The following is a 13,251-nucleotide window of genomic DNA, read 5'->3' on the forward strand; positions in this document are numbered from 1 at the left end:
GGTGCGGGTCTTGAATCGGGGGATGACCATCGACAGCGCAGCATCCTCCTCCGTCACCCGCTCGCCGCTCGGCGACTCCGGCATCGACGTCTTCCCGCTCTCGCTCGGCGGCAACGTCTTCGGCTGGACCGCGGGGCGGCAGACCTCCTTCGACGTCCTCGACGGCTACACGGCCGCGGGCGGCGACTTCATCGACACCGCCGACGCGTACTCCGCCTGGGTCCCGGGCAACACGGGCGGCGAGTCCGAGACGATCATCGGCGAGTGGCTCGCGCAGCGCTCGGGGGACCGGGACGACGTGGTGATCGCGACGAAGGCAGGCCGCCACCCGCAGTTCACCGGTCTCGCGCCCGACACCGTGCGCGCGGCCGCCCGCGCCTCCCTCGAGCGCCTCGCGACCGACCGGATCGACCTCTACTACGCCCACTTCGACGACGAGGCCGTGCCGATGGCCGACATCGCCGCCGTGTTCTCGGAGCTCGTGGACCAGGGCCTCGTCCGCGCGATCGGAGTGTCGAACTTCAGCGCCGAGCGCGTCGCGGAGTGGCTGCGCATCACGGGCGAGGAGGGCCTGCACGCGCCCGTCGCGCTGCAGCCGCACTACAACCTCGTGGAGCGCGGGATCGAGGCCGACCTGCTGCCCCTCGCCCGCGAGGCGGGGCTGGCCGTCGTCCCCTACTCCGCCCTGGCGTCAGGATTCCTGACCGGCAAGTACCGCGACGGATCGACGCCCGAGGGCCCGCGCGCCGACGGCGCCTCCCGCTACCTCGACGGCCGCGGCCGCCGGGTGCTGGCGGCGCTCGACGCGGCGGCGGAGGCGCACGGCGCCGAGGTGGCGACGGTGGCGCTCGCGTGGCTCCGCTCGCAGCCCGGAGTGGTCGCGCCGATCGCCAGCGCCCGCGTGATGGAGCAGCTGCCGGCTCTGATCGCCTCGGCCTCCCTCGAGCTGAGCGCTGAGGAGCTCGCCGCGCTCGACGAGGCGAGCCGGGCGTAGCCGCAGACGGGTGGCCGCGGGGCGCATCCCCCGCGGTCATCGACGCTCCGCGGAGGTGCTATCGTCTAACGGTGCCAAATCGCGGGCACGCCCCGAGAGGGGCTGTCAGACCCGCAGGTGCGCCCCCTTAGCTCATTGGTAGAGCACTTCCTTGGTAAGGAAGAGGTAGTGGGTCCGATTCCCACAGGGGGCTCCGTTCCCCGCAGGCCAGGCCTGCGAAGAACGCGCGGCGGGGTAGCTCAGGTGGTTAGAGCACACGGCTCATAATCGTGGTGTCGCGGGTTCAAGTCCCGCTCCCGCTACAGCGAGAAGGCCCCGGTTCGCGCGTCGAGCCGGGGCCTTCGGCGTTCCCGGGCGAGGTCCTGCCCGCGGGAGAGGTCTCAGACCGCGCAGCCCGCGAAGAGCACGTCGTCCGAGGAGACCAGATCCTCCAGGGTCAGCAGGCGGTCGAGGTCGTGGCCGGCGGCCAGGGCGTTGGCGCGCTCCGGTGCGGTCTGGGGGGCGAGGCGCCCTTCCATGACCCCGCCGAGGGCGCGGACGGCGCAGGCGGCGACCACTCCCTCCGGGGTTCCGCCGATGCCGAGGACGAGGTCGACGCGGCCCGCGGGATCGGCCGCCTCGATCGCGACCGACACGTCGCCCTCGCCGCGCAGCTCGAGCGCGACCCCGGCCGCGCGCAGAGCCGCGATGAGCCCGGAGTGACGCGGCTTGTCGAGCACGACGACGATCAGCTCCGCGACGGGCTTCCCGAGCGCCGCCGCCAGCCGTGCGGCGTTCTCGGCGGGAGGGAGGTCGAGCGAGACGGCGCCCCGGCCGGCTGCAGAGCAGACCAGCTTGTCCATGTAGAACACGTCGCGCGGGTCGAACAGCGTGCCGCGCGGGGCGAGCGCGATCACGCTCACCGAGCCGGGGAGCCCCTCCGCCGTGAGCCGGGTCCCGTCGAGCGGATCGACCGCCACGTCGCAGGAGGGTGCGGAGGCGCGGCCGAGGCGCTCGCCGTTCGCGAGCATCGGGGCCTCGTCCTTCTCGCCCTCGCCGATCACGACGACGCCGTCGAACGGAGCGTCGGCCAGCACGGCGCGCATCGCCGCGACCGACGCCTCGTCCGCCGCGATCTTGTCGCCGCGCCCGTACCAGCCGCGCGCCGCCTCGGCCGCCGCGCGCACGGCGGCGGCCACCGCCTCCTGCAGCTCGGCCGGGTAGGCGGGCGACGCGATCAGCCGCAGGCCGCTCATGCGCGCGCGGGCTGGGCGGTCGCGGTGCGGACCAGCCGCTCCAGGGTGCGCAGGCCGTCGGAGGAGAGCACCGACTCCAGGTGCCCCTGCACCGACGCGACGTGCTCGCCGCGCAGGGCGTTGACCACTCCCGTCTCCGGGTCGACCGAGACCTCGAGCCCCAGCCGGGGCGTGCGCGCGACGCCGGGGGCGACCGAGGAGAAGGTGTTGTAGAAGCCGATCGCGGCGTCCTCGCCGAACACGTCCACCGCCAGGCGCACGCCCTGGCGGGGCGCGGGCAGCGGCTCGACCGGGAGGCCCGCCAGCAGCGACAGCATCTGGTGGCTGAGGCAGACGGCGAGCATCGGCCGCTCCGCCTCGAGGCGCGTGGTCATCAGCGAGCGCAGGTGCGCGATCCGCGGCTCGGACTCGTCGCGGGGGTCGCCCGGGCCGGGGCCGAAGACGACGAGGTCGTCGCTCAGCACGTCGGCGACCTCCGACCAGCGCTCGACCCGGGCGTCCATCCCGAGGTGGCGCAGCTGGTGGGCGAGCATCGTCGTGAACTGGTCCTCGTTGTCGACGATCAGCGCGGTGTGCCCGGCGAGGCCGGCGATGTGCTCGGGCGCCTGGGGTCGGAGCCAGAACGAGGCGAGCCGCTCGTTGCGCGCCTCGAGCGCCTCCTGCACGCCCGGCTGCGCGTTCAGGTCGATGGCCGGCGGCACCTCGCGGTGCGGCAGCAGGCCGAGGGCGGAGAGGACGCCCGACGCCTTCGCGCGCGTCTCGGCGACCTCGCCCTCGGGGGTGGAGTGGCGGACGAGCGTCGCGCCGGCCGGCACGGTGAGGCGGCCGTCCGCGCGGAGGTAGGCGGTGCGGATGAGGATGGGGGCGTCGACCGTGTAGCCGTGCTCCTCCGGCTCGAAGAGGGCGAGCACGCCGGAGTAGTAGCCGCGGGGCTCCTTCTCGTACTCGGCGATCACGGCGCACGCGTTCTCCATCGGCGAGCCGGTGACGGTGGGCGCGAACATCGTCAGCCGCAGGACCTCGCGCACGTCGAGTCCGGTGCGGCCCTCGAGCAGGTACTCGGTGTGGCTGAGCCGCGACATCTGCTTGAGGAACGGCCCGAGGATGCGGCCGCCGTCCGGGCAGACCGCGCTCATCATCTTCATCTCCTCGTCCACGACCATGAAGAGCTCCTCGCTCTCCTTGACGTCGGCGAGGAACGCGAGCACCTCCTCCCCGGTGGGTCCGGCCGCGGGGTGGCGGAAGGTGCCGCTGATCGGGTTCATCATGGCGACGCCGTCGCGCACCGAGACGTGGCGCTCGGGGGTCGCGCCGACGGCGGTGACCGTCTGCGCGCCGTCGACGCCGGGGGTGTGGATCGCGAAGGTCCAGTACGCGCCGGATTCGTCGGTGAGCAGGCGGCGGAACCAGGCCAGGACCGCCTCGACGGGCGGCGCGTCGGTCTGCGCGACGAAGGCGCGGTTGATGACGAAGTTCGCGCCCTCGCCGCGGCCGATCTCGTCCTCGATCACCCGGCGGACGATGTCGGCGTACTCGTCGTCCGGCACGTCGAAGCCGCGCTCCTCGACCGGGATCTCCCGCTCGGGCAGGAGCCGCAGCACCTCGGCCAGGGGGACGCTCTCGCGCTCGCGCACCACGAGGTTGCGCAGAGGGGCTCCGTCGTCCTTCGCCGCGAAGCCGCGCTCGCGCACCTGCCGGTAGGGCACGAGGGTCAGCACGTCGTCGCCGTCGAGCGGGATGTCGGCCAGGCCCTCGACGTCGAGCACGTCGCCCGTGAACACGTCGACGGCGTCGCGGCCCTGGCGGAGGACCACCGCGAACGGCAGCGTCCCGTCGGAGGCGAGGATGCGGGAGAGGAGCGAGGTCATCGTGGTCCTTGAATCGGGTCGTGCCCCACCCGGGCCCTGACATGCAGAACGACCGCCCGGAGGAGGCGGTCGCGTGCGAGGGGTCTGCGCGTCGGTCCGCCTAGGAGGCGGGCCACCAGGGGCTTCGGATCGACGTGCGCACGCGGCGAGTCTAGGGGAGAGCCGGGCGGCGGCCAAGCGGTGTCAGGCGGCCGGCCGCTCGGTCGGCTCGCCCCGCAGGGTCCGGAGCAGGAGGGTCGCGCCGGCGGTCGCGGCGGGGGTGGCGACGACCGCGCCCCCGGGGACGAGGAACGCCAGGTAGACGGCGATGCCGAAGCCGAGCGAGACCGCGCGGTGCTCGCCGAGGAGGCGGCGGCGGTCGCGGAGGGAGAGCCCCCGGGCGTCGCCCGCGAACCCGGTCAGCTCGAGCGCGAGGGCCCTCCCGCCGACCAGGGCGCCCGCGACGAGGCCGACGATCGAGCCGACCAGCGGCACCAGGCCCAGCAGCACCAGGACCACGCCGATCCCGAGGGAGGTGGCGACCAGCACGGCGGAGTCGCGGAGGCCGCGGCCGACCCCCTGCCAGAAGGTGCTCTCGCGCTCGTCGGGCACGCCGCCGAGGTCGTCCTCGACCCGCCGCCAGATCCGCTCGTAGAAGGGGTCGCCGACCAGCAGGGTCACCGCGGCGAAGAGGACCACCCCGAGGGCGAGCACCGCCCCGACCACCGCGATCGAGAGCACCAGGCGGACGGTGGCGGCCGTGCCCTCGTCCCAGCCGCCGGCGAACGGCGTGAGCGCGGTCACCGCGTCCTGCACCCGCGTGAGCACGAGGATCAGCACGCCGACGAAGACCAGGCCGACGATCAGGGGCGGGATCGCGCCGAGGAGCATCGCCCGCGGCGAGCGGACCCAGGTGCGGAAGCCGCGGAGGAAGAGCCGGGCACCGAGGCCGAGATCGCGGAGGACGCTCATCCCCCGATCCTCGCAGGTGGGTCCGGCCCGGCGGTCCGGTAGAACACCCGACCGTGCGGGGCGCGGAGCCTCAGACCCGCTCGAACGGAGCGAGCAGCCCCGCCATCGCCTTCGTCCGCGGCGCGGCGTACTCGTCGCGCCGCGAGGTGCTGACGCCCATCGCGACGAGCCCCTCCACCAGGCGCACCGCCGAGGCGACGCCGTCGATCACGGGCACGCCCAGCTCCCGTGAGAGGTCGCGGCACAGGTCGGCCATGCCCGCGCAGCCCAGCACGATCGAGTCGGACCCGTCGACGGCCAGCGCTGCGGCGCACTCCGCCAGGATCGCGCGGCGGGCGTCGGAGCGGGGGTCGTCGAGCTCGAGCACCGGGATGTCGCAGGCGCGCACCTGGCGGCAGGCGTCGCCGAACCCGGCGCGGCGGGCGATGTCCCAGGCGCGGCCGCTCGTGCGCGAGAGCGTGGTGACCACGCTGAAGCCCCGGCCGACGAGCGCGGCCATGTGCATGGCGGCCTCGGCGATCCCCACGACCGGGCCGCTCGCGATCTCGCGCGCGGCATCGACACCCGGGTCGCCGAAGCACGCGACGACCGCGCCGTCGCAGCCGGCCGCCTCCGCCCGGGCGATCTCGTGCAGGACGCCGGGCACGGCGAGCGCCTCGTCGTAGTGGCTCTCGATCGACGCCGGACCCATCGGCGGGGTGACGGCCGTGATCTCGGTGCCGAGCGAGGCGACGGAGCGGGCGGCCCGGCCGATCGCCGCGGTCATCGCGGTGCTGGTGTTCGGGTTGACGACGGTGATGCGCATGGTGGTTCCTCGCTTCGGGTGCCGGGAGGGGGAGGGGCCCGCCCGGCCGCCGGTCCGCGGGATGCGGAGCGGCCGGATCGGATCCCTCCTCCGTGCCGGCCGGATCAGACGGTCGAGCCGTCGCTGACGTTCTCGAGGTCCTCGTCGAGGCGCCCGATCCGCGGCGCGCGCCGCTCGAGCACGGCCATCGCGACGAAGCCGAGCCCGCAGCCGAGGAACCAGCTGTAGTCGCCGAGCCAGGTGAACTCCGCGCCTCCCGCCTCCGCGATCCAGCGCGGCACGAGCACCGAGGCGACGGAGGGGACTCCGCCGATCACGGTCGCCCAGACGGCGTTGGGGTTGAAGCCGCGCGAGAACCAGTAGCGGCCCTTCTCGCTCATCGTGTAGAGGTCGTCCACCCAGACGCGCTGGCGGCTGATCAGGTAGTAGCCCGCGATGAGGACGCCGAACAGCGGTCCGATCAGCGCGCCGAGGATGCCGAGCGTGTAGTGGATGGCGGTGTCGTTCGAGTACCAGTTCCACGGGGTGAGCAGCACCGAGCCGACGGCGGCGATCATGCCGCCCATCCGCCAGCTGATCTTCTTCGGGTTGACGTTCGAGAAGTCGAACGCGGGGGAGATGAAGTTGGCGACGATGTTGATGCCGATCGTCGCGATGACGAAGGTGAGCCCGCCGAGGAGCACGGCGAACCAGGTGTCGATCCGCTCGACGGTCTCGATCGGGTCGGTGATCAGCTCGCCGAAGACCGGCACGGTCGCCGAGGCGGTGATCACGGTGAGGAGGGAGAAGAAGAGGAAGTTGATCGGGAGGCCGAGCAGGTTGCCGCGCTTCACGGCGCCGTAGCTGCGGGCGTACCGGGAGAAGTCGCCGAAGTTGAGCATCGGGCCCGAGAAGTAGGAGACGACCAGGGCGACGGCCGAGATCATCACCGGCACCGCGGCGGCGAGGTCGAGCGGCTCGCCGGAGCCGAGGGTGAGCGAGATGTTCTCCCAGCCCGCCTGCGACACCAGGTAGACGGCCAGCACGAGCATCACCACGTAGACCGCCGGTCCCGCCCAGTCGATGAAGCGGCGGATCGACTCCATGCCCCGCCAGAACAGCGCGGCCTGCGCGACCCAGAGGATCGCGTAGGAGAGGTAGCCCAGGGCCGAGAGGCCGAGGAACGACGCCTCGGGCGTGTTCAGGGCGGCCATGCCCGGGAAGAACTTGAGGAAGACGATGTTCAGCGACTGCGCCGCCAGGTAGGTCTGCACGCCGTACCAGGCGATCGCGATCAGTCCGCGGATGATCGCCGGGATGTTCGCGCCGCGGATGCCGAAGATCGCGCGGTTGATGACGGGGTAGGGCACGCCGGTGACCTGGCTGGGCTTGGCGACGAGGTTGCAGAAGACCTGCACGATCACGATGCCCACCACCAGGGCGACGAGCACCTGCCAGCCGGCCAGGCCCAGCGCGAAGAGCGAGCCCGCGGTCACGTACCCGCCGACGCTGTGCACGTCCGACATCCAGAACGCGAAGATGTTGTAGCTCGACCAGCGCTGCTTCCGGAGCGGGGCGAGGTCCTCGTTGGAGAGGCGGTCGTCGTAGCCGGCGCTCGCCGCGGCGGCGGGATCCGGATCGACGGGAGGAGCGGTGACTCGGGGTGCGGTGACGCGGTCGGACATGGGTGGATCCACCTCTCGGGCGGTCGTGCGCAGAGCGGCACGGAGCGGATGTGTCAGGGTGGTCGGGACGTCCGGCCGAGGAGGCGGGGCGTCGCGGAGAGCGTTCCGAGTGAAGTGATCACTTCACGCGGGCCACGCTACGAGTCGGGAGGCCGCCGCTCGTTTCGGCTCCGTTACGGCTGTGTGACGATCCGCGAGAGGGGACGGGCCATGCCCTCCGACGACACCGCGCCCGACGAGGCGGCCGCCCGGGCGATCGCGGACGGGGCCGGACTCGGCGCCCGGCTGCGGGAGCTGCGGCTCTCGGCGGGCCTGTCGCTGAAGGCACTCGCCGGGCGACTCGGCATCTCCGTGAGCGCCGTCTCGCAGATCGAGCGCGGAGCCATGCAGCCCTCGGTCGGCCGGCTGATCGCCCTCGTGGACGCGCTGGGGGTCCCGCTGTCCGCCGTGTTCGACCAGGGCGCGTCGGCGCCGGTCGAGACCGCGGTCGTCCGGGCGCGCGAGTCGGCGCCCGTGGCGCTCGAGGGCGGAGTGCTGTTCCGCCGTCTGGCGCCGCGTCCGCTGGACGCCGTCGACTTCTTCGAGTCGACCTACCCGCCGGGCTCGACCTCGACGGCGCACCGGCAGCTGCTCCGCCACGACGGGTTCGAGATGGGGACGGTGACGCTCGGAGAGCTGACGGTCGAGTTCGAGGACGAGTCGGTCGTCCTCGGGCCGGGCGACGCCATCACGTTCCCGTGCGAGCGGCCGCACCGCATGGTCAACACGGGCTCGACCACGGCGATCGCGACCTGGCTGATCGTCCACCGCTGACACCGCGCCGGTGCTTCGTGCCGGACCCCTGGCGGCACCACCTGCGTATGGGACCCTGGTCCTCGCTCCTCCACAACGGGCGGACGACCGTCTCCTGTCCACACCCCGGTCGGGATCGGGGCGCGGCGGGCCCTCGGTGTCGGTACCGCCTGGTGGGCTGGTCTCCTCGACCGAGGGGTGCGGAACGTGGAGGAGCGGATGGACGGCAGGAACGACGAGGGGTGCCCGCGCTGGTGCGCGGGCGAGCACGACGAGCTGGTCGCGGCGGGGGAGCGGCTGCACCGCTCCGCGGCGAGCTCGCTCCCGGTGGTGCTCTGGGCGGGCCGAGACGGGGCCGCGGGCGCGACGGTGCACGTCTCCCTGTGCCGCCCGGGGGAGTCGGGGGAGGACAGGCTCCGCCTGGAGGCCGACGGGCTCGGCGAGGTCGACCTCGATCTCAGCTCGGGGTCGCGGCTGGCCGGCGCGGTGCTCCGGCTACTCGGCGCCGCGTGAGGTGCGCGGCGGGTCGGGCGGCAGGAGGTCCGTCAGCTCGATCTCGAGCGCCTCGCAGAGCGCGAGGAGGGTGTGCAGCGTGGGGTTCGCGGGCGAGCCGGGCTTCGACTCGCCCTTCTCGAACTTCTGGTAGGTGTAGCCCGCGAGCCCGGCCGCGTGGGCGATCCGCTCCTGGCTGGCGCCTTTGGCGATGCGGGCCCGGTGCATGTTGGTGCCGAGCTCGCGGGCGTAGGTCGCCCAGTCGCGCTCGGGAGTGGGTGTCGACATGCCCGCCAGCTTCGGAGAAGTTCGGCCGCGGGTCAGCCATACACGGATGGGAAATTCCCGGTGGTCATACCCGGGTGACCACAGGCGGCGCCTCCGGAGCCCCGAGGGCCCCGCGACGGCAGCGCCTAGTATGGCCGGGTGCCAGTGAACCCCGAACTCGTCGGGCGCGTCTTCGCGCCCACGGAGCCCTATCAGGTGGGGCGCGAGAAGGTGCGCGAGTTCGCCCGCGCCGTCTCCGCGACCTCCCCCCTGCACCACGACGTCGAAGCCGCCCGCGCCGCCGGGCACCCCGACCTCGTCGCTCCGCCCACCTTCGCCGTCGTCGTGCAGGAGTTCACGCTCCAGCAGCTGCTCGCCGAGCCCGACGGCGGGATCGACTTCAGCCGCGTCGTGCACGGAGACCAGCGCTTCGTGCTGTCCCGTCCGGTCGTGGCCGGCGACGAGCTGACCGCGACCCTCTCGGTCGCCGCCATCAAGAAGCTCGGCGTCCACTCGATGGTCACCACCGAGTCCCGCATGGTCGACGCGAGCGGCGAGCACGTCGTCACCGCGATCTCGACCCTCGTGGTCAGGGGAGACGAATGAGCACCGCACTGCCCGCTCTCGCCGAGCTGAGCGTCGGCCAGGTCGTCGCCGAGAGCCGCTTCCCGATCGACCGCGGCACCCTGGTGCGCTACGCGGGCGCCTCGGGCGACTTCAACCCCATCCACTACCGCGACGACGTCGCCGCCGAGGTCGGCCTGCCCGGCGTGCTCGCGCACGGCATGCTCACGATGGGCACCGCGGTGCAGGTCGTCGTCGACTGGGTCGGGGACCCCGGACGCGTGGTCGACTACCAGGTGCGCTTCACCCGCCCCGTCGTGGTGGACCCGCGCGACGGCGCCGCGATCGACGTGGTCGCCAGGATCGGCGCTGTGAACGCCGAGGAGGGCTGGGTCCGCGTCGACCTCGCCGTCTCGGTCGAGGGCCAGTCCGTCCTCGGCAAGGCCCAGGCACGGGTCCGACTCGCGTGACCTCCGCGCCGCTGCTCTCCGCCCTGACCACCCTCCGCGTCGGCGGACCCGCCGAGCGCCTCGTCGAGCCCGCCACCGAGGCGGAGCTGGTCGAGACGCTCGTCGGCCTGTGGTCGGACGACGAGCGGTGGCTGCTGCTCGGCGGCGGCTCCAACCTCCTCGTGGGGGACGACGGGGTCGAGGGCACGGTCGTGCGCGTGCGCACCACCGGCGTCGAGCGGCTCCCCTCCGACGAGCCGGGGCGCGTGCTCCTGCGGGTGCAGGCGGGCGAGTCGTGGGACGGCCTCGTCGCGACGACCGTGGAGCGCGGCTGGGCGGGCCTCGAGGCCCTCAGCGGCATCCCCGGCACGGTCGGTGCGTCGCCGGTGCAGAACATCGGCGCCTACGGCCAGGAGCTCTCGGACACCCTGGTCGCGGTCGACTTCCTCGACGAGGGCGCCCGCGAGCCCGTCCGGCTGACGGCGGAGGAGCTGCAGTTCGCCTACCGCACCTCCGTGATCAAGCAGGGCCGCCGGGGCGCGGTGCTGGCCGTCGAGTTCGCGCTCGAGGAGGTCGGCGCCGAGGGCGACGGCACTCCCGTCGCCTACGGTCAGCTGGCGTCGGCGCTCGGAGTCGCTCTCGGCGACCGCGTGCCGCTCGCGCGGGTGCGCGAGACCGTGCTGGCGCTGCGCGCGGGCAAGGGCATGGTCCTCGATCCGGAGGACCCGGACACCGCGAGCGCCGGCTCCTTCTTCACCAACCCCCTCGTCACGAGCGCGTTCGCCGACTCCCTGCCGCCCGAGGCGCCGCGCTGGCCGGTCGAGCCGACGGCGGAGGCGCCCGTCATCACTCCGCTCGCCGCGGTCGAGGCCGGAGCGCCCGTCGGGCTGCCCGTGCCTCCCCGCGCCGACGGCCTGGTGAAGCTCAGCGCCGCGTGGCTGATCGAGCACGCCGGCGTCTCGCGCGGTTTCGCCCTGCCCGGCTCGCGGGCCGCCGTGTCGAGCAAGCACACCCTCGCCCTGACCAACCGCGGAGGAGCGACGGCCGAGCAGGTCGCCGAGCTCGCCCGGTACGTCCAGGGCCGCGTCCTGGCGGAGTTCGGCGTGCTGCTGCACCCCGAGCCCGTCGTGGTCGGCACCGCGGTCTGAGTCCGCGCGGTCTGCGCGCGCAGGCCCCGCGCTCCCGGGGACGCGCGCCCTCCGCCCGCGGCCTCCTCCGGCTCAGCTGTCGCGGCGGATCCAGCGGAAGCCGAAGCGGCAGGCGACGAGCCCCACGACGAGCCAGATACCGAGCACCAGCGCGACGCCGCCGAGGTCCCACGACCCGTTCACCTCCGCCTCCTCGAACCCGCTCGGCAGGAACACGGCGCGCATGCCCTGCGCGATCCACTTGAGCGGGAAGACGCTCGCCGTGTTCTGCAGCCAGTCCGGCAGCGTCGTGAACGACAGGTACGACCCCGAGATGAACTGCAGCACGAGCAGCGGCGGCACGATCACGGCGGTCGCGCTCTTGCCCGAGCGGGGCAGCGCGGAGACGGCGATGCCGAGGATGGCCGACGTCGCGACTCCTGCCAGGTAGACCCAGGCGAAGGTCGCCCAGCGCCCGCTGTCGGTGGGCAGCTCGACCGAGAACACCGTCGCCGCGACGAGGAGCAGCAGGGCCGTCTGCGCGAGGCTCGTCACGAGCACCTGGCCGAACTTGCCGATGAAGTAGCTGAAGACCGGCAGCGGTGCTCCCGCGAGGCGCTTGAGCGTGCCGTCGCCGCGCTCGACCGCGATGTCGACGCCCAGGTTCTGGACGCCCGAGAGCAGGATCCCGGCCGCGGCCAGGCCCGGCACGTAGTACTCCGCCATCGGGATGCCCGGGTCCTGCGGGTTCGCCTGCATCACCGCGGTGTCGCCGAACGCGACCGAGAAGATCGTCAGGAGCAGCACCGGGAAGAGGAAGGTGAAGAACACCTGGTCCGGAGCGCGGAAGTACGAGCGGATCTCGTAGCGGGCCCGGGCGAGTCCGAGGCGGACGGTGCGTCCCGGGCCGGTGGAGAGGGTGCGGGGGCGGGTGGCGACGGCGGTCACGCGGGCTCTCCGATCAGGTCGACCGCGTCGCGGTCCTCGCGGATGAGGTCGAGGTAGATGTCCTCGAGGCTGGGGCGGACGACCTCGAGGGCCGTCGGCTCACCGATCCGGGAGTGCAGCTCGGCGACGGTCCGGGCGGGCTCGGTGGTGCGCAGCCGGTGCAGCACGCCGTCCTCGCGCCACTGCACGATCGGGACGCGCGCCTCGTCCCCTCCGATCGCGCTCATCGGGCCGATGGCCAGGAGCCGCCCGCCGGAGATCACGGCGGCGCGGTCGCCGAGGCGGGCGGCCTCGTCGAGGTAGTGGGTGGTGAGCAGGATGGTCGTGCCCTCGCTCTTGAGCAGGGCGATCAGGTCCCAGAAGGAGTGGCGGGCCTCGGGGTCGAAGCCCGTGGTGGGCTCGTCGAGGAACACCAGCTCGGGGCGGCCGATGATGCCGAGGGCGACGTCGACGCGGCGGCGCTGGCCGCCCGAGAGGCGTCCGATGCGCGAGCGGGCCTTGGACGTCAGCCCGACGGCCTCGATGGTCTCGTCGACGTCGCGCGGTCGCGGATAGAGGCTGGCGAAGTGCGCGATCTGCTCGCGGACCGTCGCGTTGCCGGACTCGCCGCTGGACTGCAGGACGATCCCCAGACGCGCCTTCCACGTCAGGTCGCCGTGGCGCGGGTCGACCCCGAGCACCGACACATCGCCGCCGGAGCGGTCGCGGTAGCCCTCGAGGATCTCGATGGTCGTCGACTTGCCGGCGCCGTTGGGGCCGAGGAGCGCGAAGGTCTCGCCCCGGTGGATGTCGAAGGAGACTCCCGCGACCGCCGGAGCGCCCCCGTAGTCCTTCCGCAGGTCGCGGACTCGGACGGCGTGGTCTTCGCTCATCCTCACAGCGTGCCCTGTCGCACCCCTCCGGCGACAGTGATCCCCGATTTCCGCCTCCCTCTTGCCCTCCCCGCCCCGAGATGCCAGGCACCCCTCACCTGTCGGACAGGCCCGTCGCAGTACCTGCCGGTCACCGTGAGGCGCGGTCGAGCGGCGACCGGCGATCCGCGTGTCGGCGGATCGTCGTCCGCGCTGCGCATCCCGCTCTCTGCGACGCACCCCG

General features: G+C 73.4%; 14 protein-coding genes and 2 tRNA genes. 8 read left to right on the plus strand and 8 right to left on the minus strand.

Annotated elements, in window-relative coordinates; translation table 11 throughout:
• The first annotated feature begins 22 nt into the window (after nt 1-22).
• The 3 genes from GSU40_RS03955 (at nt 23) to GSU40_RS03965 (ending at nt 1,296) form a co-directional block, all read left to right on the plus strand.
• On the plus strand, nt 23-994 hold the full coding sequence (locus GSU40_RS03955) for an aldo/keto reductase (protein ID WP_160033764.1): 972 nt from the start codon (nt 23-25) through the stop codon (nt 992-994).
• 121 nt (nt 995-1,115) lie between these two features.
• Nucleotides 1,116-1,187 (plus strand) — tRNA-Thr (locus GSU40_RS03960).
• 35 nt (nt 1,188-1,222) lie between these two features.
• A tRNA-Met gene (locus GSU40_RS03965) sits at nt 1,223-1,296 on the plus strand.
• 78 nt (nt 1,297-1,374) lie between these two features.
• Here GSU40_RS03965 and GSU40_RS03970 read toward each other — a convergent pair.
• The 5 genes from GSU40_RS03970 to GSU40_RS03990 form a co-directional block, all read right to left on the minus strand.
• Nucleotides 1,375-2,229 (minus strand): fructose-bisphosphatase class II, encoded by an 855-nt coding sequence (locus GSU40_RS03970; RefSeq protein WP_160033766.1) that lies wholly within the window; start codon nt 2,227-2,229, stop codon nt 1,375-1,377.
• Complete coding sequence (locus GSU40_RS03975; RefSeq protein ID WP_104223619.1) at nt 2,226-4,097, minus strand: chorismate-binding protein; 1,872 nt, start codon at nt 4,095-4,097, stop codon at nt 2,226-2,228. The genes GSU40_RS03970 and GSU40_RS03975 overlap by 4 nt, the downstream gene beginning before the upstream one ends.
• A 183-nt stretch (nt 4,098-4,280) precedes the next feature.
• The gene (locus GSU40_RS03980) at nt 4,281-5,048 is read right to left on the minus strand and encodes an EI24 domain-containing protein (RefSeq protein ID WP_160033768.1); all 768 of its coding nucleotides are present in this window, start codon (nt 5,046-5,048) and stop codon (nt 4,281-4,283) included.
• Nucleotides 5,049-5,118: 70 nt separating this feature from the next.
• Nucleotides 5,119-5,853, minus strand: coding sequence for an aspartate/glutamate racemase family protein (locus tag GSU40_RS03985; protein WP_160033770.1), 735 nt, complete (start codon nt 5,851-5,853; stop codon nt 5,119-5,121).
• A gap of 104 nt (nt 5,854-5,957) precedes the next feature.
• Nucleotides 5,958-7,517: an NCS1 family nucleobase:cation symporter-1 gene (locus GSU40_RS03990; RefSeq protein WP_159939692.1), complete on the minus strand. Its 1,560-nt coding sequence runs from the start codon at nt 7,515-7,517 to the stop codon at nt 5,958-5,960.
• 210 nt (nt 7,518-7,727) lie between these two features.
• Here GSU40_RS03990 and GSU40_RS03995 point away from each other — a divergent pair, with 210 nt between their 5' ends.
• A complete protein-coding gene (locus GSU40_RS03995; RefSeq protein WP_104227043.1) occupies nt 7,728-8,330 on the plus strand; it encodes a helix-turn-helix domain-containing protein in 603 nt (200 codons plus the stop codon).
• Between the two features lie 198 nt (nt 8,331-8,528).
• Nucleotides 8,529-8,822: a hypothetical protein gene (locus GSU40_RS04000; protein ID WP_104254833.1), complete on the plus strand. Its 294-nt coding sequence runs from the start codon at nt 8,529-8,531 to the stop codon at nt 8,820-8,822.
• Here GSU40_RS04000 and GSU40_RS04005 read toward each other — a convergent pair.
• Nucleotides 8,805-9,089, minus strand: coding sequence for a helix-turn-helix transcriptional regulator (locus GSU40_RS04005; RefSeq protein WP_104223625.1), 285 nt, complete (start codon nt 9,087-9,089; stop codon nt 8,805-8,807). The two genes, GSU40_RS04000 and GSU40_RS04005, sit on opposite strands and share 18 nt — an antisense overlap.
• A gap of 138 nt (nt 9,090-9,227) precedes the next feature.
• Here GSU40_RS04005 and GSU40_RS04010 point away from each other — a divergent pair, with 138 nt between their 5' ends.
• Genes GSU40_RS04010 through GSU40_RS04020 form a run of 3 tightly spaced genes read left to right on the plus strand, consistent with a single transcriptional unit; the run spans nt 9,228 to nt 11,229 of the window.
• A complete protein-coding gene (locus GSU40_RS04010) occupies nt 9,228-9,674 on the plus strand; it encodes a MaoC family dehydratase N-terminal domain-containing protein (RefSeq protein ID WP_160033772.1) in 447 nt (148 codons plus the stop codon).
• Nucleotides 9,671-10,102, plus strand: coding sequence for a MaoC/PaaZ C-terminal domain-containing protein (locus GSU40_RS04015; RefSeq protein WP_104238284.1), 432 nt, complete (start codon nt 9,671-9,673; stop codon nt 10,100-10,102). Before GSU40_RS04010 ends, GSU40_RS04015 begins: the two co-directional genes overlap by 4 nt.
• Nucleotides 10,099-11,229 carry a UDP-N-acetylmuramate dehydrogenase gene (locus GSU40_RS04020; RefSeq protein ID WP_160033774.1) on the plus strand — a complete coding sequence of 377 codons (1,131 nt, stop codon included), beginning with the start codon at nt 10,099-10,101 and terminating at the stop codon, nt 11,227-11,229. The genes GSU40_RS04015 and GSU40_RS04020 overlap by 4 nt, the downstream gene beginning before the upstream one ends.
• A gap of 72 nt (nt 11,230-11,301) precedes the next feature.
• On the opposite strand, the gene GSU40_RS04025 is transcribed toward GSU40_RS04020, so the two are convergent.
• Entirely contained in the window at nt 11,302-12,156 is an 855-nt protein-coding gene (locus GSU40_RS04025; RefSeq protein ID WP_104223629.1) for an ABC transporter permease, read from the minus strand.
• On the minus strand, nt 12,153-13,028 hold the full coding sequence (locus GSU40_RS04030) for an ABC transporter ATP-binding protein (RefSeq protein WP_160033776.1): 876 nt from the start codon (nt 13,026-13,028) through the stop codon (nt 12,153-12,155). Before GSU40_RS04030 ends, GSU40_RS04025 begins: the two co-directional genes overlap by 4 nt.
• Nucleotides 13,029-13,251 lie beyond the last annotated feature (223 nt).

This window comes from Rathayibacter sp. VKM Ac-2805 (assembly GCF_009834265.1).
GTDB lineage: Bacteria > Actinomycetota > Actinomycetes > Actinomycetales > Microbacteriaceae > Rathayibacter.

Coding starts and splice junctions, on each gene's coding strand:
- GSU40_RS03955 (WP_160033764.1), top strand. CDS start 23: ATGACCATCGACAGCGCAGCATCCTCCTCCGTCACCCGCTCGCCGCTC.
- GSU40_RS03970 (WP_160033766.1), bottom strand. CDS start 2,229: ATGAGCGGCCTGCGGCTGATCGCGTCGCCCGCCTACCCGGCCGAGCTG.
- GSU40_RS03975 (WP_104223619.1), bottom strand. CDS start 4,097: ATGACCTCGCTCCTCTCCCGCATCCTCGCCTCCGACGGGACGCTGCCG.
- GSU40_RS03980 (WP_160033768.1), bottom strand. CDS start 5,048: ATGAGCGTCCTCCGCGATCTCGGCCTCGGTGCCCGGCTCTTCCTCCGC.
- GSU40_RS03985 (WP_160033770.1), bottom strand. CDS start 5,853: ATGCGCATCACCGTCGTCAACCCGAACACCAGCACCGCGATGACCGCG.
- GSU40_RS03990 (WP_159939692.1), bottom strand. CDS start 7,517: ATGTCCGACCGCGTCACCGCACCCCGAGTCACCGCTCCTCCCGTCGAT.
- GSU40_RS03995 (WP_104227043.1), top strand. CDS start 7,728: ATGCCCTCCGACGACACCGCGCCCGACGAGGCGGCCGCCCGGGCGATC.
- GSU40_RS04000 (WP_104254833.1), top strand. CDS start 8,529: ATGGACGGCAGGAACGACGAGGGGTGCCCGCGCTGGTGCGCGGGCGAG.
- GSU40_RS04005 (WP_104223625.1), bottom strand. CDS start 9,089: ATGTCGACACCCACTCCCGAGCGCGACTGGGCGACCTACGCCCGCGAG.
- GSU40_RS04015 (WP_104238284.1), top strand. CDS start 9,671: ATGAGCACCGCACTGCCCGCTCTCGCCGAGCTGAGCGTCGGCCAGGTC.
- GSU40_RS04030 (WP_160033776.1), bottom strand. CDS start 13,028: ATGAGCGAAGACCACGCCGTCCGAGTCCGCGACCTGCGGAAGGACTAC.